This window comes from Alphaproteobacteria bacterium (assembly GCA_033344895.1).
In the GTDB taxonomy this organism is placed as follows: Bacteria; Pseudomonadota; Alphaproteobacteria; order UBA8366; family Aestuariispiraceae; genus Pacificispira.
Window position 1 is genome coordinate 4,393,668 of record JAWPMN010000001.1, and the last position, 22,025, is coordinate 4,415,692.

The window sequence follows — 22,025 nt, forward strand, 5'->3', positions numbered from 1 at the left end:
GGATACGGGTCAGGATGCGCTGACCTCGACATTCGGAGGCTCGGGCGGTGCGAACAAGCGGTCGCGATAGGCCGACAGGAAGTTGTCGAAGCGCTGAGAACCGATCAGCTGATCGACGGTCTGCAACACGTCGCCACCGGTCGGCGGGCGTTCCTGATTGGTGATGTAATCGAACACCCCCGACAGGCTGCTGTTCGCCATGGTCGGTCCCCACAGATCGACCAGATCGCGCAAACCGTCGCGGTCTTCGTTCTGGAACAGGGCGACCGCCCAGTTGATGACGTAACGGGCGGTCTGTCCTTCAACACCTTCCGCCGGGTCGGCGGGCGGGTTCCCCGCCAGACGCTGCAGCACCTTGGCCGATTCCTGCCAGTTTTCGGTTTGACGATAGATGTCCCGCCGCAACATGTCCGCCTCCAGGCTGACATCCCCCGCCAGTTCCTTGATCGCCTCGTCATAGTTGCCCAACTGGAACTTTGCGCGTGCCCTTAACCGGTCGCGGTCCGCTCGCAGGGCTGGATCGATTTCCAAGAAATCCAGATCGCCGCCGCCTTTGGCCAGCGCCTCTTCCGCCTTCTGGGGTTCGTTATCCAGTAGATAGATGAGCGCGAGTTTGGAACTCAGCCGAACCCGTTCCTCGCCGGGTGGCAGGCGGTTCTCGTCGGCCAGCAGTTCCTCCAGCTTCTCCGCCGCCTCTTCCAGAAGGTCGATGGCGGCAAGGCGATCGGCGATGTTTTCGATCAGCCGATCCCCCGCCACGCCGGCCGGCGTCAACTCCTTGAATTCCTCATAAAGCGCCAACGCCCGCAGCGGCGGCAGTTCATCGACGCCGCCTTCGAGGAAGAGCTGTTCGAAGACCTCGGTCATTTCACCGGCCAGATCCTCCGCGACCGGATCGCCCGGGAAGTACTTCACGGCAGTACGGTAGACATCCAGACCATCGAAGTAGTTCGGCTGATTGAGATAGAGTTCCCCCAGGCTGCGTAACAGGTAGAGTTCCGTCCGGTCGCCGCGCCACGCATAGCGAAGCCTCTCCATCCGCTCCAGCGCCTCATCGTCCTCCATCAGCCCCTGCCGCAGGCCAAGGCGAATCCAGGCGAGCTCCGCCTGGTAGGCATACTTGCGGTCGCCGCTCTTCATCACCTCCTGAAAGATTTCCTCCGCCAGGGTGAAGTCGGTGCGCGCGACGGCCAGACGGCCGCGATGATAGTCAAGGGCTGCCCGCTGCCCCTGCGTCATGGCCCCCCGATCAAGCTCCAGCTGATCGATCCAGGCTTCCGCCGCATGCAGGTTCTTGTTCGCAAAGGCCGTCTCGATGCGCAGCAGCCCCAGCCGCGCCTTCAGTGGAAACGGATACCGGGTCAGCAGACTGTCGCCAGGGCCGAAGGCATCGCTGGCGGGCCCGTAAATGCCTTCGCTGGCCAGGGCCGCACCGCGCCAGATTGCCGCCTCGGCAAACCCGTCGAGGCGCGGATCGTTCAATAGCCCGCGTGCCTGTTCGCTGCGTCCGGCAAGGACCGCGGCTGCGGCGTGCAGTGCCTGGTTCTCCGGTCGCGCCATCAATTGCGCATCCGATTTTTCCACGACCCGCAGCACGCCCAGGGCCTCCTGCCCACGATCATGGGCCATCATGAACCCAGCGAAATCCAGACGGGCCGTGTTGATCTTTTCATCGGGCACTTCTGCCAGGGACTGCACCAGCGCGCGCTGCGATCGCTGGAAATCGGCCTGACTGCCCCGCATCAGGCCTGAAAGGTCAAAAAGGCGCCGCGCGCTGAGGATCGGACCGGAGGCAATGGGCGCCTCCGGGGCGATTGCCGTGATGACAAGCCCGTCGGGATCGCTGATCTGGAATCCATCAAAGTTCCGGTCCAGCAGAACCGTATCCGACAGACGAACCATCGCCAGCCCCTGCGCGCTGGGCAGCAGTTCAAACTCAGGATACCGCCGCAATCCGTCCACACCGGAACCGGATTCATGGAAGGTCGCGACGCGCATGACATCGCCCATCTCAGGATCGGGCACGTTCAGTGCCGAGCCCGGGTCATCGCTGGGAAACAGCAGGTGGGGTCCGATTTCGGAAGTGACATCGGCTGCGATCGGCGCCTGACCAATCGGGCGCAGCGGCGCATTCACGAAATCCACAACCCAGGTGAATCCTTCCCGCCGTACACGCACATTGACCTTGCGGTCGGAGACCTGGGTTCGGAGAACCGTCGCCCCTGAAACCGGTAGCTGGTCAAGCCGTTCGACGATGGGGGCACCAGTCGCCCGCAACTCGGACAGATCGATGGACCGTGAGGCGTCGAACACGATCCAGATATTGTCTGCCCTGCGGAACACGGCGGCACCAACATTCTGGTCCCAGTCGAATGTGAACGTGAACAGAGGCGGCCCGACATCGTCCTCGAGCGTATTTGCGGCCGCCGCCTTCTGCGCGGAATTAGCGGTCGCATCCGCGGTCTGCCCCGTGCCCGCTGTCTGCTCGGGCTGCTCCGGTGGCGGAATCGGGTCTCTCTGAGCCGATGTCTCGGGCGCAGGCGGCACGTTGGGTACGTCCGGTGTCATCCCGTCGCGAAACTCGATGCTGCCATCCTGCAGCGCTTCGGCCAGGGCTGCCTGACTGCGCGCTTCCTGCTGCGCTTCGGGTAGTTCCTCGCGCGGTACTTCTGCGGGTGCCGGCGCGGCAGCCTGGGCATCTTCCACCGTAGGCGCGCCTTCCTGTGGGGGTGCAGGTTCTGGTTCAGGCGTCGTGTCGGTTTGCGGCACCGCAGGCAATTGCGCGACGTTCAGGGGCGCCGCGGGCACATTGCGTATGCGGGCATCCGCCAGAACATCCAGAACGACCTTCTCGTCCAGAGGAAAATGGCGCAGTTCCGCGGCAGCCGGCACGGCAAAAGTCACCACGGTTCGTCCCGTGGACGGTACTGCTGCAGCAACCCGGATACCGGGCGGCAGCGCCTCGGTCAGGGCGGCCACGTCGATCCGCGCCGCGCGTCCGAAATCGACGGTGACGGCGCGGCCATCGCGATCCACCGAGTACTGCGTCGATGTCGGCCAGTCGAAAACAATCCGCGTATAATTCGGATGCTCCCCGACTCTAACGTTCAGGGCGACCGCCTCGTCGGGTGCCGGAACAGCGACCTGCGGGGGCGGCGCCTCGGTCTGGGCCGGTGTCGGCGCCTGTTCCGCCACGTTCGGCGCCTGGCGCAGATCGACGACGATCGAGTTCTCGTTGGTGAAGTCGCCGAGCGCCATCGGGCCGGTCAGCTGAAAGGTGAGGACCTGACCATCGGGGGCGGCGCTGGCTTGGGTCACGTAATCCCCCAGTCGCTCCCGCACCGGCGCCAGATCGACCGACATGGCCCGGTCGAAACGAATGGTCAGGACCCTACCGTCGATCGACGCGGAATAGCCGACCGCGCTCGGCCAGTCGAAGACCATGCGGGCAAAATCGGAATGCTGCCAGGCGCGTACGCTGACCGCATCCTGGGCCCATGCGACAGGAATGGCTGCCGTCGCCAGCAGGGCGGATAGCAATCCGACGCGTAATCTGGGGCGAAAAGACCTCATTGGCCCCGGGCCTCCGGCACGATGACAATATCGACCCGCCGCGCCAGTTCGAAGCGGCGGGATTCCGGAATATCCCGGTCAATGTGACGATAAACCGAGTCCGCCTGTCCCAAAACCGACAAATCACCGTTATAGCCAGCCTGTTCCAATGACTTAGCCACCGCCAGGGCACGTGCGAGACTGAGGCCCCAGCGATCGCGGAATGGAGAGTCCGAAGGCAGCGGCTCCGGCGAGGTATGTCCACGAATGTCCAATCGGTTACCGAACTGCCGGAAAACCGAGGCAAGGCTGGAGATGGTTCGAATGCCGAGATTGTTCAGTGTTGCACCGGAACCGTCAAAGTATCGGTCGGTCGGCAAGGACAAGACCAACTGATCCTCCAGCCCGGTCATCCGGATATCCGCCAGCAAGGGATCGCCGTCGAGCTTCTCGTTCAGGATCCGTTCAAGATAGCCGGTGGGAAATGCGGGAATGAGGTCGATCCGCGTGATCGTCCGTTCGCCGACGGGGGTCGGCTCTCCCGGCTTCACCGGCTCGTCCCGAGTGGCCAGAATCGAGATGACGGCATCCCATTTTTCGGACTGCAGATGCGACATCGAATACAGCATCACGAAAAATGCGAGCATCAGGGCCGAAACGTCACCAAAGGTCACCAGCCAGATCGGCGATTTCTCCACCACATCTTCCGGAATGCCGTCATCGTCCAGCACGGCACCGGTCGATTCCGGCTGACGTTCGACCGGCGCCTCGTCAAACGCCTCTTCCTGCGGATCGTCCTGCTGTGCCTGGAAGATATCGCTCATTGTTCCCCTCCGGCACGGGTGACATCGGAGAACGTCATCCGCGCCGCGTCCGCGGACCGGATGAAGAAGCGAAACCGGATACGGGCTTCGTTGCCCTTGCGGATACCCACCTCGAGATTGTCTGGCGGAGTGCCGCCGTCAATCAGGCTTTGCGCCAGGACACCGACCCGCGCAAACGCCAGTTCGGTCCCGTTCAGGTCCGGCTCGGCACCAAAATTGGCGTCCGGATCCGCCGGATCGACGGTCCGGTTTTCGTCTCCGGCATTGGACAACGACACCACCGTCGGCGAAACCGCCCCCAGACCTTCGACGAAAAGAATGGCCTGCATGATTACGACCTGATCCGGGATGCGCGACGACAGGACATAGGACGTCGCCTTGACCAGGTCCTGTCTGTCGCCGCGAACACGGGCCTGACCGCTGACAAAGAGCTGAATGATTGGCAGTTCGATGACGATGTGACGGCCATTGGTCACCCGCTCGACCTTCACGAAGGGGATCTCCGTCAGCCATAGCCGCTCGACCTCGTCGATGACCTGTTCCGGTTCCAGTACCGGGCCCAATGTCGAAACGAGGATCTCGGCGGTCTCGTCAGGATCCGTATCGCTCTGGAACGTGGCGGCAACGGAACTCAACACATCGCGGGACTTGGTCTCCCTGAGGGTCGAGATGGTATTCAGCAGGATGAAGAAGGCGAGCAGCAGGAGAAAAAGGCTCAAAAACATCAGCGGCCCGGTCTCCTTGCGGACAGGCAGCGGATCTTTCTCTTCTCCGTCGTCTTCGACTTCCTCGATCATTCTTTCAATATGCAGGATTCCCTCGGAATCCGGCAAGGAATCTCCCCAAACTGCACCGCATTCTAGCAATGTCGGCAATGATTTAGGCTGCCCTCGTGAGAGGGTCACACACCTGCTCGCGCAGGGTGCCTTCATCAAACGTCCACGAGGCCGCGCAGCAACTCGAACGCCGCTCTGAAGAGCCGAAAGCGGAGGTCGACAAATTTCTGGCACCGATGCGGGCAGCCTAGTCTTTCGAGCGGCCCAGGTTTACTCGGCGGACATCAGCATCAGGTCGGTATCGTCGGGATGCGCCCCGGCGGCAGTCAGCATGGCGTGGACCTGTCCGCGGTGATGGGTCTGATGATTGAAGAAATGAACCACCAGATCCGCGAGCCGGTGCGTCATCTCTCGTTTCGTGGCACCGGAATACCAAGACAACTCACCCGCCAGCCACGCGCCATCCAGCCCTTCCGCCCAGGCCAGGATTTCCGAATCAAGGGCCCGGCGGTTGCGAGCCAGATCGTCCCAATTGGCGAACAGGCGGCCTGAGTCGCCGATGCCGATCTCGGGCTTCGGCCGGTCCGTGAACCGGCTCATCCACATTTGATCGCCCCACAGCAGGTGATTGAGGGTGCCGTGGATCGATCCGAAAAACGCACCGCGATCCGCAGCACGATCATCCGGAGACAGCGTCTCGGCCGCGGTGAACAGATTTCCGTTCTGCCAGATATTGTACCGGGCCATGGTGCGCACATAGGCGGGATCAATCATTGCATCCCGCCCAAATGTGACCTGGTCCGATAAGTGGATATGGCTGAAATCAGAAGTTCCCGATGACGGATGTCAGCTTTGCCTTCAACGTCGCGGCGTTGAAGGGCTTTACGATATAGTTGCTGACACCGGCTTCCTTGGCGGCAATGACGTTTTCCGTCTTGCTCTCGGCGGTGATCATGATGAACGGAAGGTTCTTCATCTTTTCGTCTGACCGCACTTCGCGAAGAAGCTGAAGGCCGGTCATCGGCTCCATGTTCCAGTCCGAAATGACGAGGCCATATTCCTTGCCGCGCAGCTTCGTCAGCGCGTCGCTGCCGTCGGTCGCCTCATCGACATTGTTGAACCCGAGCTGCTTCAGCAGGTTGCGGATAATCCGCAGCATCGTCTTGTAGTCATCCACGATCAGGATGTTCATATTCATGTCGACTGCCATCGCCGTACTCCGCCTCACCTCTCGTCCAGTCTTTGCGACCGGATGGGATCCCAATTTTCGCCAATCGTTGTTGGCCTCACCGAATTAACAGGTAGAACGTATCCGCTCCCCCCCGTCACGCAATATTTATATACACGTATTCTTTACCCGAAGTTAACAGTACAATGGCCGTGCAAGGGATTTTCTCGCATTACACATGTTACTGACGAATTTCGGGCAACGCCTCCCGTGCATCGATTTCCTGTGTCACGATCACGGCCTTTTCCGGATCCATCGCCTCCAGGATCGGTGCCAGCTTGCGCTCGCTCATGCCGCGGATCACGCTCAGAATCGTATCCAGTTCCATCGTATTGAAAATGGCCGCTGCGCGTTTCGGCTTCATGTTGGAATAAACCCGCTGCAGCCGCGCGCTTTCCTCATCCTCCTGGTTCTCGTACCGCGCCAGGAGTTGCTGAATCTCGTCGCGAATGCTTTCCAGCCGTTTCTGCGTCTCGCTCAGCCGGGTTTCCACGACCGCCAGCATCGCCTCACGCTGGGCCAGTTCCCTCTCACGGTCATCCAGTTGCAGACGTCGTTCGGCGAGGCTGTTGGCCAATCTCAACTCGGTCGGATGCATGCTTTCCGATCCATCGATGATCGGCACGTCGCTATCATCCAACTCCAGTGGCACCGGCGCGTCACCGGTATCGCCCGGCACCGGCGGGACCGCATCCGCGTCCTGGGCAATGGCGAGGCCGTTGGACAGACCGGCGGGCGCAGGATCGTCCGACAGGGACTCCCAGATCGACCCGGCGCGGAAGGACAAGCCCACCGCGGCCAAAATGATTGCTGCCGGTATCAGTCGGATGCGAACCAACGCTGCCTCACCTCATATCCTGAAGCGCTTTCAACAATTCCGATTTCGACTTTGCCCGCGCCTTTCTGGCAGCGGTCTTGTCACGGGCCGGTGTGGATGCTTCCGGCTCCGGCCGGTCCTCCGGCGGCGCGGTCAGCGCATTGCGTCGCGCCGAACGCCGGGCCGGCTCGGATGACGTCTCCACAGACTGTTCCGCGGCCTTCGATGTGGCCCGCCCCGCGCGGATTCCTGTTTCCAGGGCATCGGCCACCTTCTCGCCGCGCTTGATCAGGAACTCCAGGTCGTCGCAGAGTTCGCCGGCTTTCAGGGCCGACTGCCGCGCCTGGTCCAGAGTATCCCGTGCGTCGCCCTTCAGGCTATGCAGGGCCTTCTCCGCGCGTTCCGTCGCCGTTCCGAAATCCTTGATCAAGGATTCCAGATGCTCCCGACCCGACCGAATGACCGCGATCTGGCGGTTCAGACGGACGCCGTAATAGATTGCCACGCCCAGCAATGCCATGAGCGCGATATCAAGTGCGATGCCCAGCGTCGAACCGACCATTTTCCGTATCCGCCTTTCACGCCCGGCCAGTGACAGGATCGCCCGAACGGCAGTACGGTTCCAAGACTACCCGGATTCGATCCGTCAATGGAGTAGCTATTCCACTTCGGCCCGTTTGTCGATCCGTACGGCGATATTGCCGCCTTTTCGCCCCATTGTGCCGGTGAACATCGGCATGCTGCCGCAGCGGATCTGAATCGGGGAATCCGGCGAGGCCTGCAGCGGCAGGAACATGCCCTCCTCCCATTCCAGAACCTCGCCGAGCGACATGCCAACCTCGTCCAGAACGGCTTCGATGGGGACTTCCGTGAACCACAATTCCGTGGCCAGGTGGTTTTCCCAGATGGAGTCACGGCCGAATTTCTCGCCCATGAACATCTGCAGCAGAAGTTCGCGAACCGGCTCCAGCGTCGCATAGGGCAGCAGCAGTTCAAGCCGTCCGCCGCGATCCTCCATGTCGATACGCAGTCGCGCCAGGATCGCCGCGTTTGCCGGCCGTGCAATCGTCGCAAAGCGTGGGTTGGTCTCCAACCGGTCGAAACGCATCGTCACGGAGGACAGTGGATCGAATGCCGCGGACAGATCCGCCAACACGACATTGATCATCCGCTCCACGAGATTGCGCTCGATCGTCGTATAGGGCCGCCCTTCGATCCGCATTGCCGCCGTACCGCGCCGCCCGCCCAGCAGAACGTCGACGATCGAGTAGATCAGCGAGGAATCGATGGTGATCAGCCCGTAATTGTCCCACTCCTCCGCCTTGAAGACGGTCAGCATCGCCGGCAACGGAATGGAGTTCAGATAGTCCCCGAAACGGATCGACGTGATGTTGTCCAGGCTGACTTCGACGTTGTCCGAGGTAAAGTTACGCAGGCTTGTGGACATCATCCTGACCAGACGGTCATAAACGATTTCCAGCATCGGCAGGCGTTCATAGGACACCATGCCCGAATCGATAATCGCTTCGATCCCGGACTTGCTGCCGTCATCGTCGCCGCCTTCCTGGAAGCCGAGAAGACTGTCGATTTCGTCCTGGTTCAGGACGCGGGCTGCGCCGCCGCCTTCCTCTCCGCCTTCGGCCATGGCGGCCCATTCAGCGGCCAGATCATCCGCACCGGCATCGCCCTCACCGACGTCCTCGTCGGCCATGGCGGCCCATTCTTCTGCCATTGCGTCTTGATCGTCAGCCATATCTTACGCCTCACCGCCTGTGTCCGGACGACCCGTCCGCGCCGTCTCCTTCGGCAAGCCAAGCAAATCCGGGGCCAAAAACATATTGCCTTTATTGCACCAGCATCTTCACCAGCAGGAGGTCCTTGACCGGGGTCGGCGCCAGCACCTGGCTGACCCTGCGGTACAACTCCTCGCGCACTAGATAGGCGCCTTCACTGCCGTTCAACTCCTCCGGGCGCAGTTCGCGCAGGAAAACGTTGAATTCCGAGACCACTTTCGGCCGAAGCTGGTCCATGCGCTGTACGGCGGCAGGATCCTCCAGCTCCAATTGAACCTCGAGAACGAGAAAATTCTTCCGCGTTCCGGTGCCGCTGAGCGAAACGGTCATCTCCTCCATTTCATAGAAGATGCCCGGGGGTTCGATGGTCGGTTCGGCGACTTCCTCTGTCTGCTCCTCTTCCGCTGCCGGGTCTCCCCCCAACAGCCCATCAAACAAACCCAGCGCAATCGCCGCACCGACGGCGGCACAGATCAGGATCACCGGCAACAGGATGAAAATCACCAGCTTCTTGCCGCTGACCTTCCGTTTTACCGGTGCGTCGTCTTCGTCTTCTTCGCTCATAAACCCCTATCCGCCAACGTGGTGCTTCGGCACATTTTACCGGGCCAGACCCTAACACAGAGTAACCGAAACGGAAAAACCTAACGGCATCCGGGAAAAGCAGGGGCCGAAACCGCATTCGGGATATAACAAAGGTCGAGCCAGGAATACAACCCATTGATATTACGCCACTTTCAAAACTGGCATGCCGATTGCTTTTATGTCCGGCGAGAGAGAGCGGGCGTGTCTGTCGGGAAACGGACACCCCAGAAACGGAGAGAGCGAAAGGCGCGTGCGCCATGGAAAACACCACCTATATCGGTTTGTCCCGACAGTTGGGACTGCGGCGTGCGATGGATGTCGTCGCCCACAACATCGCCAACGCCGACACGCCCGCGTTCAAGGCTGAACGCCTGGTCTTCCGCGAGTATCTGGCCAATCCGGAGAGCAAGGACGAGCTGTCCTTCGTGCAGGATGTCGGCATGGCCCGCGACCTGACCAACGGCCCGCTGGTCACGACCGGCAATGACTTTGATGTCGCGATCACCGAAGAGGCCGGTTACTTCGTCATCGATACGCCACTGGGCGAGCGCTTCACCCGTCATGGACGCTTCCAACTGGATGCCGACGGACAGCTGGTGACCGGCGCCGGTTATCCGGTGATGGGACAGAACGGCCCGATCACGATCAACGCCGACGAAGGTCGCATTTCGATCGCTTCCGACGGGACGATCTCGAACGACGCTGGGGTCCTGGGGCAGTTGCGGGTGGTTGACTTTGAAGACCCGCAACAGCTTCGCAAAGCCGCCAACGGCTTGTTTTCCGCCCCGCCCGACGTGGAGCCGGAGGACATCGACACCCCTTCCCTGGCGCAGGGAATGATCGAGGATTCCAACGTTCAACCGATCCTTGAACTGACTCGGATGATGCAGATCAACCGAACGCACGAGAGCGTGACGCGGTTCCTGAAGAACGAAGACGACCGCATCAAGGACATGATCGACAAGCTGGGCCGTCAGGGCCAGGCGTAAGCCGCCGAAACACGGACCGGCAAGGGTAAGGAGAGAAGGCAATGCGATCTTTGAGCATCGGCGCGACGGGCATGCTGGCACAGCAGCTGAACGTCGAGGTCATCTCCCACAACATCGCGAACATGAACACCACGTCCTATCAGCGCCGTCGCGCCGAGTTTCAGGACCTGCTGTACCAGAACATGCGCCGTGTCGGATCCGACAGTTCCGATGCCAACACCACGGTGCCGGTCGGGGTGCAGGTCGGCCTCGGGGTCAAAACCGCTGCGGTCTACCGGATCACGGAACAGGGCAACCTGACCCTGACGGAGAACCCGCTGGATGTGGCGATCAACGGCGAGGGTTATTTCCGGATCCGGCTCCCGAATGGCGACACGGCCTTTACACGCGCCGGCTCCTTCCAGCTGGACGGAGATGGCGACATGGTTACGGTCGACGGCTTCGAGGTCCAGCCCGGACTGACCATCCCTGCCAACGCCATCGATATCTCGATCAACGCGTCGGGTCAGGTCGTCGTCTCGCTTGACGGACAGACGGCCCCCCAGACTGTTGGGCAGTTGGAACTGGCCCGTTTTCCGAACGACGCCGGCCTGCTGGCTGTCGGGGACAACCTGTTCCTGGAGACCCCCGCATCGGGCGCACCGACCACGGCTGCGCCGGGAACCGCCGGTTTCGGCACGATCCAGCAGGGCTTCCTTGAGACCTCCAACGTGAACGTCGTGGAGGAGATCACGAACCTGATCACCGCCCAGCGGGCCTATGAAATGAACTCCAAGGTCATCGAGACCTCGGACCAGATGATGTCGACGCTGACCAACCTGCGTTAATCGCCGGAACACGAGCGCGAGGAGACTGAAGATGAAGCCCGAAACGACACACAGCCTGAGCATCGTCTACGCCCTGCTGCTGGCCGGGTTGACACTTGCGCTCACCGTTCCCGCGATCACCGCCCATGCCGGCGACACGACCGGAACCGAGGAAACGAAGGCGCCGGTGGTCCTGAACCCGATCGTGGAGGTGGAAGGCGACCAGATCCTTCTGGGTCACATCTTCACGCCACTGGACCGATATGCGGATCGCGTCATCGCGCGGGCTCCCGCGCCGGGCGAAGAGCTGACCCTTCCGGCAGTCTGGCTCTGGAAGGTGGCAAAGACCTTCGGTGTCGACTGGCAGCCGTCCAGTACCGCCGATATCGTTCTGGTCTCCCGCCCCAGCTCCATCATCGGTCCGGACCAGATCGACGACCTTCTGAGGCAGTCCTACTTTTCGCGCACCGGCGAAGACGATCTGATCGAACTGGAAATGGATGGCGGCACTGTTCGCATCGATCTGCCGCGCACGGTCGCACCGACGGCGCGCATCGATCGCTTCGATCTGGACCCGCGCAGCGGTCGGTTCACCGCGACCGTGATCGCCCCTGCCGATGGCCGCCCGCTGGAACGCGTCAACATCGCCGGTCGCTTCCATCGCATGGTGGAAATGCCCGTCCCGGCACGACGTCTGGGCATCGGCAGCATCATCGAGGAAGCAGACATCACCATGATGCGGGTGCGCGAAGACGGTCTGGGCACCAATCTGATCGTCGACCCGGACCGACTTGTCGGCCAGGCCGTCCGTCGCTCCCTTTCTGCCGGCAAGCCCGTGCGCATCGGCGACGTCAATGCCCCACTCCTTGTCCAGAAGGGCCGCGTTATCGTCGTCTCCCTGCAAACGGAAAGCCTGGCGCTGACGGTCAATGCCCGCGCCATGGAATCCGGCGCGCTGGGTGACATCATCCGGGTGCAGAACACCCAGAGCAACACCGTGATCGACGCCGTGGTGACCGGAGAGGGCCGCGCGTCCGTCAATCTGCCGCAGCCCCTGGCCGCGAATATCCAGTAATGCGACCGGCAACGCCCAAGGCATCCACCCGAGGAGAGAAAACGATGACCCACCCTTATCCATCCGGGAAGCGCATGCGCCGTCATACCACCGTACTGGGCGCGATCCTGGCGACGAGCCTTCTGGCCGGCTGCAATTCGCTGGAGCGCCTGTCCCAGGTCGGCGAAGAGCCGCCGATCAATCCGATCATCAATCCGACGCATCAACCGGGTTACAAGCCGGTCAGCATGCCGATGCCGAAACCCGTCACGGCTTCCTACGCGCCGAATTCCCTCTGGCGCCCGGGCAGTCGCGCCTTCCTGAAGGACCTGCGCGCCAACGATATCGGCGACATCGTCACCGTAACGATTGCGATCGACGAGGAAGCGCAGTTGACCAACACCACCAACCGGTCCCGGGAAACGAACGAGAACGTCGATATCCCGGCGCTCCTCGGTTACGGGGCCGCACTCGACAGCATTCTTCCGGAAGCGGTGAACCCTGCCGACATCCTGGCTTTCGACAACCAGACGACCAACAACGGTACCGGCACGATTGCGCGTTCTGAGGCGATCACGCTGGAAGTCGCCGCGGTCGTCACCCAGGTTCTGCCGAACGGCAACCTTGTCATCCACGGCCGTCAGGAAACGCGCGTGAACTACGAGATCCGCGAACTCCAGATCGCCGGCGTTATCCGGCCACAGGATATCACCGCCACGAATACGGTGAACTACAACGATATCGCCGAGGCCCGACTGGCTTATGGCGGTCGTGGCCATATCTCCGATTTCCAGCAGCCTCGCTGGGGAACGCAGATCATCGACATCATCATGCCGTTCTAGGATCGGCTTGGAGCAATAGGTTTCGGATACGCCCGCGTACTCTCTCCTCTCCTCTCTCTCCCCACGCGGCGTTGTCCGAACGGGGCCCGGCCACCCAGCCGGGCCCCCTTCTCTTTAAGGACACGGTCAAGCGCAGCCCGAAAACGATAGGCCCGGCACGTTCCCAACGTGCCGGGCCTATCGCATCCCCTCTCAATGAACCGCCGACGCCGCTATCGTCAGCAGTTCCGCAAACTCAGTCTTCGCGGTGAAGGCGTTCCATCCGCTCGTGGTTCTCCTGTGCCTCAAGGCTCAGGGTCGCGATCGGGCGCGCTTCCAGGCGGCGCAGCGAAATGGGCTCGCCGGTCTCTTCACAATAGCCGTACGAATCGTCGCTGATCCGTTCCAGGGCCGCATCGATCTTGGCGATCAGCTTTCGTTCGCGGTCCCGGGTCCGCAGTTCGATCGCCCGGTCCGTCTCCATCGACGCGCGGTCCGTAAGGTCCGGCTGCGCCAGGCTTTCCTCCTGCATGCTCTCCAGCGTTTCGGTCGACTCCCGAAGAAGTTCGGCCCGCCAGGTCAGCAATTTCTGTCGGAAATATTCTTTCTGCAGGGGATTCATGAACTCTTCGTCTTCGCGGGGCCGGTAATCCGGCGGCAACAGCGTAGACGCAAGAGGCGTCGAGGTGTTGGTAACAGTATCGTCCGAAGCCTCGCTGCTCGACATACCCTTCTCCCGAGTTGGTCGGCCCCCCTACATAGGAACGCGCGGCTTATATTGCGCAATGCCTAACAACACAACCCCTTTTCTTTCCTTCGATATTCCACTTGCGATTCCGCAACGCAACATCACGATACCGCGATGTTTTCCTGAAAGGCCCGGATTATCGCGGCAGGAATGGCCATCGCGGCCCGCCCGCGGCGCAGCGACAGGACGGAACTATGCCCCGTTACCGTGTTTCGCGAGTTCCACTTCAACTCTCAACTCGATGTCGTTGATCAGCGCCGCGAGCTGAGGATTAGCCGCCGAGTCGCCCCGGCGTGCCAGGGACTCACGGATCTGCAACAGCCTCTGGCGGGGAATGCTCCCCTGCAAAAGGGCGATCCGAATCTCGTCCAGACGCTCCAGCAGTTCCTCGCCGCGGTCAACGGCCGCCCGGTTACGCTTCTTTTCGTCCGGGTCGACGGTCGGGGTCTCTTCAATCCCCTGCAACGCCAGCAATGCCCCGACGGAACTCAACCCCGCGCCGCCGGACACGCCGGCCGCATCGTCAGCCTTACCGTCGCCGGAACCGCGCAATGCCTCTGAGAAGCCTGCACCTTTGGCACCGGACGACTTAGACGTTTTCTTTGAGGGACCGACCTTTCCGGACGATCCAGGGCCATCGATTTTCATGGCTTTACCATACCCGTTTTCGTCGGCGTACGAAACGCCTGCGGACGGATTGGCCGACGATTCCACGCCAGCAGCAAGTAGAACCGGACCCGGCAAGTCTTGCCTCAGCTCAATCAACGACATCCCCCGTCAGGAACAAGGCATTGTTTTATATTGAGTTTCTTTGACCCGCGTTTGGCACGACTTTCGCATTCAAATGCGTGGGACAGGAAGATTCCGACCTTCCTGGAGAGAGAGACGAGAAACATGACCAAAGATTTTCGCATAAGATCGCAGGGCTATGGCGACGTTCGCACGCCGACATTCCGCGTTCTGCTGCGGTGGCTGGCCGCCCTGACCCTGATAGCGATCTGCTGGGCACTGGTTCCGACCGTCGCGTCGGCCCAGTCCCGGATCAAGGATATCGTCGACTTCGAAGGTGTTCGCGACAACATGCTGGTCGGCTACGGCCTGGTTGTCGGCCTGAACGGCACCGGGGATAGCCTAGGAAGCGCGGTGTTCACGCGTGAGAGCCTCGTCGGCATGTTGCAACGCATGGGCGTCAATGCCAGCGATGACGATCTGGATACCGACAATGTCGCTGCCGTGATGGTCACCGCGACCCTGCCGCCCTTCTCGCGCCAGGGTTCGCGAATGGACGTGACGGTTTCCGCTATGGGCGATTCCGACAGCCTGCTGGGCGGCACCCTGCTGGTGACCCCGCTGCTGGGCGCCGATGGCGAGATTTATGCCGTCGCGCAGGGAACGGTCGCCGTCGGCGGCTTTTCGGCCCAGGGGGCGGCGGAAACGGTCGTGAAGGGTGTTCCGACCAGTGGCCGCATCGCCAACGGCGCCATCATCGAACGCGAGATTCCCTTCGAATTGGCCGAGCTTCGCACCGTCAAGCTGAGCCTGCGCAACCCGGACTTCACCACGGCGCGCCGCATTTCGCGGGCCATCGACGCTTTCGTCGGTGAGCCGACCGCAAAGACACTGGATCCCGGCACCGTGCAACTGATCATTCCACCGAGCTATGATGGTGAGTTGGTCGAATTGCTGACCGATGTCGAACAGTTGCGCGTCGAGCCCGACCAGATCGCCCGGGTGGTGATCGACGAGCAATCCGGCGTCATCGTCATGGGTGAGAATGTCGGGATCAGCACCGTTGCGGTCGCCCAGGGCAATCTGACCGTGCGCATAACCGAAACCCAGCAAGTGTCCCAGCCTACGCCGTTCTCGAACACCGGAACGACCGAGGTCGTCGACCGCACGAATATCGAGATCGACGAGGATGAAGACCGCCGATTGGGCATCGTCGGGGGCACCGTCGAACTGCAGGACCTGGTCAATGGTCTGAACGCCCTGGGCGTCGGGCCGCGCGACATGATCACCATCCTTCAGGCGATCAAGGCGGCCGGTGCGCTGCAAGCCGAAATCGAGGTGCTGTAAGCCATGGATTACGCATCGGACATGATGATGGATACCGCCCGCAGCATGATGCTCTCGGGTGCGCCGAAGCTCTCCGGCAATCAGTTGCCGCAGGATATCCGGAAGGCCGCACAAGACTTCGAGGCCGTCTTTGCGACACAGATGCTGCAGCCGATGTTCGAGGAGTTGTCCACGGACGGGCTTTTCGGCGGTGGCCATGCGGAAGGCATCTTCCAATCCCTGATGGTTCAGGAATTCGGGTCGCTGATCGCGCGGCAGGGCAGCCTCGGCATCGCCGACACGGTTTCCGCAGAACTGCTTCGCATTCAGGAAGCTCAGTCCAATCCAATTGCAAAGAACCAGACCCCAGACACGCAGGAGTCCGGACTATGAACGCCACCATCCGAGCCCATAACCTGATCGATCTGATGCAGGATCTCGTCGCGGTCCTGCAGCGCGAAAACGAGATGCTGGAGCGTCCCCGCTCGTCCGATCTCACGCCGGTGGTCGAGGAGAAGCAGGCCCTGTTCAAACTGTACGAGGACCAGATCGCGGCAATTGCGAAGGAGCCGGATTTCGCTGCCTCCCTGCCCGACGACCTGAACGACCGGCTGAAGGAACTGGCCTATGCCTTCGACGATGCGATGAAGGTCAACCGGCGCAAGCTGGAAATCCTCACGAAGTCGAGCCAGCACATCGTCAACCGCATCATCGAAGCGGCGAAAAGCGCCGCCGGACAGGTTCCACGCTACGGACGCGAAGGCACAGTCACCGAAAGCCGCGCTGCAGCGCCTGTCGCCATGAATCAGGAAATCTGAACCGAAGGAAGCCTGGGGTGCGGCGACGCCGCAGAAGCGAAACGCGCCGCGATCACCCCCCGATAGTCAGGAAAGGCAAAGCCGATGTCCCTGTTCTCCGCCCTCAGCGTTGCCGTCACCTCGGTCAACACGCTGAACGCCGCGACCCGCGTGGTTTCGGATAACGTCGCCAACGCAACAAATCCGAACTACAACCGCCGCATCAGCCAGTATGCCAACCTGCAGTTCGGCGGTGTTCAACTCGCCGATATTGAGCGCGCGGCCAATTCCGGCTTGCTGCGCGACCTGTATCAGCAGATTTCCACGGCGTCTGGCGATGGGATCCGGGACAAGCTGTATCAACAGTTGGAACAACTCGTCGGGACGATCAACGGACAGACCCCGCTGGTAGATGAGTTCGAATCCCTGCGCACCGCCTTCAAGGCGCTCGAGGCCTCTCCGGAGAGCGACGCTGCACAGAATGACGTGCTGATCGCCGCGGACGGAATCGTGTCCGAGATCGAACGGCTGTCGAACGGCATCGATTTGATCGAGGATCAGATCCTAAACGACATTGAAGAGGTGGTCACGACCCTCAATGAATCGCTTCAGGAAGTGGACCGGCTGAACGCCCAGATCGTCATTGCGCGCGCCTCCGGACGCCCGACATCGAACCTGGAGAACCTGCGCGACGAACAGGCGGCCGAAGTCGCCAAGATTGCGCAGATCCGTACCTTCGAACGCACAGACGGCACCTTGTCGATCTATACGACCTCCGGGATTGCGCTGGTCGATTCCGAACCCGAAACCTTCAGCTGGAACACCGCAACCCGGGTCCTGACGTCGAGCGGCTCGTCTTCGACGAACCTCGTTACCAGCGGACAATTGCCGGATGGTCAGCTTGGGTCGCTGTTGAACTTCATCCGAACGGATTCCGCGGCGATCACCAGTTCCAACCTCGGCACGGGCTCACTCGAGAAATTCCGCAACCAGTTGGATGAACTCGCATTTTCCCTTGCGGACGATTCCACCGCCCGGACTTCCGGCACCACCTTCGTCCGCGGCAATGCCGACCTGACGACCAGCGGCATCGTCTCGGCGGGACAGACACTGACCTTCACCGTCGGCGCGGTGAACCAGGGCACGGTGACGATCAACGCCGGCGACAGCATCGACGATGTTCTCACCGCCATCAATGCGATCAACCAGGTCCGTGCCCGTGTCGACGGTCACGGCAACCTGCAAATCCTGAGCGACGGCGGACAGTTCACCATCGGCGGCACGGCGGCCGCCGGATTCGGCCTGTCCACCAGTCAGGTTTCCGCCGACAGCGAAGTTCCCCTCGCCTACGCCTACAAGATGGAACACGCAGCCGGCACGGTACCACTGACCACCGGCACGACGCTGAGTTCGATCAACGGTGTTAATGTCGGCGACCAGATCACCTTCAACAACGCATCGCTGGGCGGCGCGGTCACCTACACGATCGGTGCCGGTGATACCGTTCAGACGCTCCTCGACACGATCAATGCTCAGGACGGCATGTATGCCCGTCTCGGTGCCGGCAACGTGCTCGAAATCACCAGCGACGACGGATCGCTGGCCATTAACGAGGCCGGTGTCGGCACGGCGCTGACGGGGCTGGGCTTCACGGTCAACGGCACCAATGTCAGCATCCTGGGCACCGCCACCTCCGCCCAAAGCAACAACTTCTTCGTCGCTGAATCCGGCACGACACCGCTGGACATCAGCCGAACCAATTTCGGCCTGGCCACCGCGCTGAGCAATCGGTCCCTGGCGGTCAAGACGGGCAACCGGACCGAAGTCGTGCAGTCCCTGAACGCCGGCGCGCGCGCCATGTCGGGTTCCGGCATCTCGACCTCGACCCGGGACTATACCGGTCTCAGCAACGCCGTGACGACCGGACTGACCCAGTTGGGCAACCGTGCAACGCGTCAGTCTGAGGAAAGTTTCGCCCTTCGCAGCAGCCTTGAGCAGTCCCTGCGCGACGAGGTCGGCGTGGACATCGACGAGGAAATGGCCAATCTTGCCGTTCTGCAGAACGCCTATGCCGCAACGGCACGGGTGATCGACACGATCAACCAGATGTTCCAGGCGCTGGAACTGGCCGGCCGGTAAGCACCAGCCGATAAGGGATCTGAGCGATGCGCGACTCCGCCCCGCCTCTCAAGGTCGGCGTGATCGGCCTTGGGGTCGGCGAACGTCATATCGTGGGATACAACGCGATCCCCGGGGTCGAAGTCACCGCCTGTTGCGACATCGATCCGGATAAACTGCGCGCTGTGGCCGACCGGCAGGATGTCCCAGGACGTCACGCCGATTACCACGCCATCGTCGAGGATCCGGATATCGACGCCGTGTCGATCTGTTCCTATGACGATGCCCATGTCGAACAGGCCGTCGCGGCGTTCCAGGCAGGCAAGCATGTCTTCTGCGAGAAGCCCGTCGCGCTGAACCGTAAAGGTCTGGAACGGGTGATCCGGGCCTGGGACAACAGTGGAAAGCGCCTGTCGTCGAACCTCATATTGCGGCAGAGCCCGCGGTTCATTGCCGTTCGCGACATGGTCCGGCGCGGTGACTTCGGCGACCTGCATTACATGGAGGGGGACTACATCCACCAGATCCTGTGGAAGATCACCGAAGGCTGGCGCGGCAAGATGGATTTCTACTGCGTCACCTATGGCGGCGGTATCCATCTGATCGATCTGATGCGCTGGATCGCCGGCGAGGAAGTGGTCGAAGTGACGGCCATGGCAGCGAAAAAGCTGACCCGAGGCTCAGCATTCCCGTACCCTGACACGATGACGACCCTGATGCGGTTCGAAAGCGACCTGCTGGCCAAGTCTACGACAAGCTTCGGGCCTCAGCGCCGGCAGATTCATGCGTTGAACGTCTACGGCACGGCATTGAGTTTCGAGAATGCGAACGGCCCGGCGCGGCTGTATCGGGGCGACCGGCCCGAAGATGAGGAGACATTCGATGTCCCCTACCCGGCGATCGAGAAGGGCGACCTGCTGCCCGATTTCATAGCCGCCATCCGCGAGGATCGAGAGCCGATCGTCGCCGCAAAAGATGTCTTTCAGGTCATGAATATCTGCATCAGTGCCTGGGAAAGCGCCGAGACGAAGCGGGCGACACCGGTTCCCACCGTCGTGTGACCTGACGGGGTCGGCCGCCACCCAAACAATAATCTGCCGAACTTCCCGGCCATTCTACAATTTTCAGGTGGTAGAAGCCTTCCCGGCTACGGGGTACCCTTTACCGAATGGGAAGGAGAAGGCGCTCATGACCGATCTGGACGATCTGTCGCCTTTCTCGGTAGAGGAAGTCGGTGACGACAATCTGCAGGCGCTCTACACATTCTGGGAGAGCCTGCGCGGAGACCGGGACGCCCCGATGAAGGGGGATCTCGATCCGCTGGCAATTCCGCGGTCCCTTCTACCCCAGATCGCTCTGTTTGACATTGAATGGGATCCCGACAGAGTGAAATTGCGCCTGGTCGGGACGCAGATAACGACGTGGTTTGGAAAGGATTGCACCGGTCTCTATCTGGACGATCCGGCCTACTATCCCATCGGGCAGCAACAGTTACCCTATTTTCTCCAGGTCGCCAGAACCCTGCGGCCGCATTATCTGACAGCCTATGCACCCGACAACGAGCAGAAGTATCGGAACTTTGCGCGGTTATTGATGCCGCTGCAGGGCGACAGCGGGCGGTCGGAAACGCTGCTCGCCGGCTATGCGATGCTGCCTTTCGACGCAAACCGGTTCGTGATGCAGGACTGACAAGGACGGCCGCCCGCCAATCCGCTAAGCAGACCAGAATTCCTTCGACACGGCCTCCAGCATCGCATCGACCCGGTGTCCCCAGGTGTGGTTCTGCTGATAATGGGCGACGGCGCGTGCGCGCATCGCGTCCAGTTCCTCATCCGGCCGGTCCAGTAGGGCGTCCACCGCCCCCATGACCTGGGAAACATCATAGGGCAGGAAGGACACGCCCAGCCCCTCCTCCATTTCCCGGCGCAGAAATCTGGTCGGCTCCGCCAGAATGAAAGCGCCACGGCTCAAACCATAGAAGACACGTTCATGCGCGCCGTTCCGGAAGCTGGGACTGATGTTCAGCACGATCTTGCTGCGCATCATCAAATCGACGACATCCCTGAACGGCAGGATATCGTTGACCGCGACATCGTCAGAGACCGACAGCGTCTCGCCTTCCTCCTGATTGCCGTAGAAGGCAACCTTTCGCCCATTGAGGGCGTGCAGGATGGCCCTGCGGCGATGGGCGATCAGGTGGGTTTCCAGATGGCATACGGCTGCGGCAACGAAATCGGCATCGGCCGTGACACCGGCATCCGCGAATTCCGACCGCAGGATCCGCCAGAGGGACTCGTCTCCGCTGACCGAGCGGTCGAAGGCACGCTGATACGCCGTCCGCAACAGGGGGTCCGTTCCGGCTGACGCGTTCAGCCAGTCTTCGGTGCTGAGGGCACTGGAAATATTGCCGACCAGCAGCACATCGATGTCCCGCTCTGCCGTGGACGGCAATTCCGGCAGCGCATCCGGGCCGCCATGCGGAAACGGAATGACGCCACGCCCCGGAAATCTGAACTCATCCCAGATTTCCAGGAAGTCCAGATCCACAACCCCGGCCAACCCGATATCCGGAAAGGCCTTCAGCAGGTCGAGCTTGCGCACCGGATTGTCGGTAATGAAAGAGAACCGCGGCAGGTTCCAGACATCATACAATGACCGCCCGTCGGTGCGGTAATTGTGCTCGCTGTTCTCGTCGATCACGAGGCGGCGCCCGTCATGTTTGGAGATCTGTGCGAACTGACGTTTGAAAAGCTCGAAATTCGGAAAGTTGCTGTGGAGGTGATCCGTCACCACCATGTGACGCCGCTGCAATGCATATCCGATATCGGTCAGCATCACCTCCAGCGACGCGTAGGGCGTGAAGCTTTTTACGATGAAACATCGGGGGGGCGCTTGCATGTCGACTCGTTCTTGCAGGTTGGGCGTCCGGCCAATGTAGCGCAATTCGTCCGTCTGAAAACCGAAGCGACGGCGAAACCGCCGTTCTTGTTCCAGCCATTTACCGCGGGCGGGAATGGTGCGATTCTTGCTATCCAGTTGAACGGAGAACAGCCCACCGGACC

Annotated in this window: 22 protein-coding genes; 10 read left to right on the plus strand and 12 right to left on the minus strand. The window is 61.4% G+C overall.

The annotated features are described in order from the left end of the window. Window positions 1-9: 9 nt before the first annotated feature. The 9 genes from R8L07_20745 to R8L07_20785 form a co-directional block, all read right to left on the minus strand. Window positions 10-3,573, minus strand: a complete 3,564-nt coding sequence (locus tag R8L07_20745; protein MDW3207971.1) for a hypothetical protein — start codon at window positions 3,571-3,573, stop codon at window positions 10-12. Continuing rightward, window positions 3,570-4,376 carry a flagellar motor protein MotB gene (locus tag R8L07_20750; protein ID MDW3207972.1) on the minus strand — a complete coding sequence of 269 codons (807 nt, stop codon included), beginning with the start codon at window positions 4,374-4,376 and terminating at the stop codon, window positions 3,570-3,572. The genes R8L07_20745 and R8L07_20750 overlap by 4 nt, the downstream gene beginning before the upstream one ends. Further along, on the minus strand, window positions 4,373-5,209 hold the full coding sequence (locus tag R8L07_20755; GenBank protein MDW3207973.1) for a hypothetical protein: 837 nt from the start codon (window positions 5,207-5,209) through the stop codon (window positions 4,373-4,375). The genes R8L07_20750 and R8L07_20755 overlap by 4 nt, the downstream gene beginning before the upstream one ends. 213 nt (window positions 5,210-5,422) lie before the next feature. Continuing rightward, window positions 5,423-5,926, minus strand: a complete 504-nt coding sequence (locus R8L07_20760; GenBank protein ID MDW3207974.1) for a DinB family protein — start codon at window positions 5,924-5,926, stop codon at window positions 5,423-5,425. Between the two features lie 49 nt (window positions 5,927-5,975). After that, window positions 5,976-6,362 (minus strand): response regulator, encoded by a 387-nt coding sequence (locus R8L07_20765; protein MDW3207975.1) that lies wholly within the window; start codon window positions 6,360-6,362, stop codon window positions 5,976-5,978. Between the two features lie 199 nt (window positions 6,363-6,561). Then, complete coding sequence (locus R8L07_20770; protein ID MDW3207976.1) at window positions 6,562-7,218, minus strand: hypothetical protein; 657 nt, start codon at window positions 7,216-7,218, stop codon at window positions 6,562-6,564. A gap of 7 nt (window positions 7,219-7,225) precedes the next feature. Further along, the gene (locus tag R8L07_20775; GenBank protein MDW3207977.1) at window positions 7,226-7,759 is read right to left on the minus strand and encodes a DUF6468 domain-containing protein; all 534 of its coding nucleotides are present in this window, start codon (window positions 7,757-7,759) and stop codon (window positions 7,226-7,228) included. Window positions 7,760-7,855: 96 nt separating this feature from the next. Beyond that, window positions 7,856-8,950: a flagellar motor switch protein FliM gene (gene fliM / locus R8L07_20780; protein MDW3207978.1), complete on the minus strand. Its 1,095-nt coding sequence runs from the start codon at window positions 8,948-8,950 to the stop codon at window positions 7,856-7,858. Between the two features lie 91 nt (window positions 8,951-9,041). Next, window positions 9,042-9,554 carry a flagellar basal body-associated FliL family protein gene (locus tag R8L07_20785; GenBank protein ID MDW3207979.1) on the minus strand — a complete coding sequence of 171 codons (513 nt, stop codon included), beginning with the start codon at window positions 9,552-9,554 and terminating at the stop codon, window positions 9,042-9,044. A gap of 278 nt (window positions 9,555-9,832) precedes the next feature. Between R8L07_20785 and flgF the strand changes: the two genes are divergently transcribed. Genes flgF through flgH form a run of 4 tightly spaced genes read left to right on the plus strand, consistent with a single transcriptional unit; the run spans window position 9,833 to window position 13,266 of the window. Then, complete coding sequence (gene flgF, locus R8L07_20790) at window positions 9,833-10,564, plus strand: flagellar basal-body rod protein FlgF (protein MDW3207980.1); 732 nt, start codon at window positions 9,833-9,835, stop codon at window positions 10,562-10,564. 41 nt (window positions 10,565-10,605) lie between these two features. After that, window positions 10,606-11,391 carry a flagellar basal-body rod protein FlgG gene (flgG, locus tag R8L07_20795; GenBank protein MDW3207981.1) on the plus strand — a complete coding sequence of 262 codons (786 nt, stop codon included), beginning with the start codon at window positions 10,606-10,608 and terminating at the stop codon, window positions 11,389-11,391. Between the two features lie 31 nt (window positions 11,392-11,422). Then, window positions 11,423-12,445, plus strand: coding sequence for a flagellar basal body P-ring formation chaperone FlgA (gene flgA, locus R8L07_20800; protein ID MDW3207982.1), 1,023 nt, complete (start codon window positions 11,423-11,425; stop codon window positions 12,443-12,445). 44 nt (window positions 12,446-12,489) lie between these two features. After that, complete coding sequence (gene flgH, locus R8L07_20805) at window positions 12,490-13,266, plus strand: flagellar basal body L-ring protein FlgH (GenBank protein MDW3207983.1); 777 nt, start codon at window positions 12,490-12,492, stop codon at window positions 13,264-13,266. A gap of 235 nt (window positions 13,267-13,501) precedes the next feature. Here flgH and dksA read toward each other — a convergent pair whose 3' ends face one another. Together dksA and R8L07_20815 are read right to left on the minus strand one after the other, a co-directional pair. Beyond that, the gene (gene dksA, locus R8L07_20810) at window positions 13,502-13,867 is read right to left on the minus strand and encodes an RNA polymerase-binding protein DksA (GenBank protein MDW3207984.1); all 366 of its coding nucleotides are present in this window, start codon (window positions 13,865-13,867) and stop codon (window positions 13,502-13,504) included. Window positions 13,868-14,185: 318 nt separating this feature from the next. Continuing rightward, window positions 14,186-14,764 (minus strand): flagellar assembly protein FliX, encoded by a 579-nt coding sequence (locus R8L07_20815; GenBank protein MDW3207985.1) that lies wholly within the window; start codon window positions 14,762-14,764, stop codon window positions 14,186-14,188. A 123-nt stretch (window positions 14,765-14,887) separates the two neighbouring features. Between R8L07_20815 and R8L07_20820 the strand changes: the two genes are divergently transcribed. The 6 genes from R8L07_20820 to R8L07_20845 all read left to right on the plus strand — a co-directional run bounded on the left by R8L07_20820 (window position 14,888) and on the right by R8L07_20845 (window position 20,652). Continuing rightward, window positions 14,888-16,069 (plus strand): flagellar basal body P-ring protein FlgI, encoded by a 1,182-nt coding sequence (locus R8L07_20820; protein ID MDW3207986.1) that lies wholly within the window; start codon window positions 14,888-14,890, stop codon window positions 16,067-16,069. A gap of 3 nt (window positions 16,070-16,072) precedes the next feature. Continuing rightward, window positions 16,073-16,441, plus strand: coding sequence for a rod-binding protein (locus tag R8L07_20825; protein MDW3207987.1), 369 nt, complete (start codon window positions 16,073-16,075; stop codon window positions 16,439-16,441). Then, window positions 16,438-16,866, plus strand: a complete 429-nt coding sequence (locus R8L07_20830) for a hypothetical protein (GenBank protein MDW3207988.1) — start codon at window positions 16,438-16,440, stop codon at window positions 16,864-16,866. Before R8L07_20825 ends, R8L07_20830 begins: the two co-directional genes overlap by 4 nt. Window positions 16,867-16,950: 84 nt before the next feature. Then, window positions 16,951-18,984, plus strand: a complete 2,034-nt coding sequence (locus R8L07_20835) for a flagellar basal body rod C-terminal domain-containing protein (protein ID MDW3207989.1) — start codon at window positions 16,951-16,953, stop codon at window positions 18,982-18,984. A 26-nt stretch (window positions 18,985-19,010) separates the two neighbouring features. After that, on the plus strand, window positions 19,011-20,024 hold the full coding sequence (locus R8L07_20840) for a Gfo/Idh/MocA family oxidoreductase (protein ID MDW3207990.1): 1,014 nt from the start codon (window positions 19,011-19,013) through the stop codon (window positions 20,022-20,024). A gap of 127 nt (window positions 20,025-20,151) precedes the next feature. Then, entirely contained in the window at window positions 20,152-20,652 is a 501-nt protein-coding gene (locus R8L07_20845) for a PAS domain-containing protein (GenBank protein MDW3207991.1), read from the plus strand. Window positions 20,653-20,676: 24 nt separating this feature from the next. Here R8L07_20845 and R8L07_20850 read toward each other — a convergent pair whose 3' ends face one another. Then, complete coding sequence (locus R8L07_20850) at window positions 20,677-21,861, minus strand: glycosyltransferase (protein MDW3207992.1); 1,185 nt, start codon at window positions 21,859-21,861, stop codon at window positions 20,677-20,679. Window positions 21,862-22,025 lie beyond the last annotated feature (164 nt).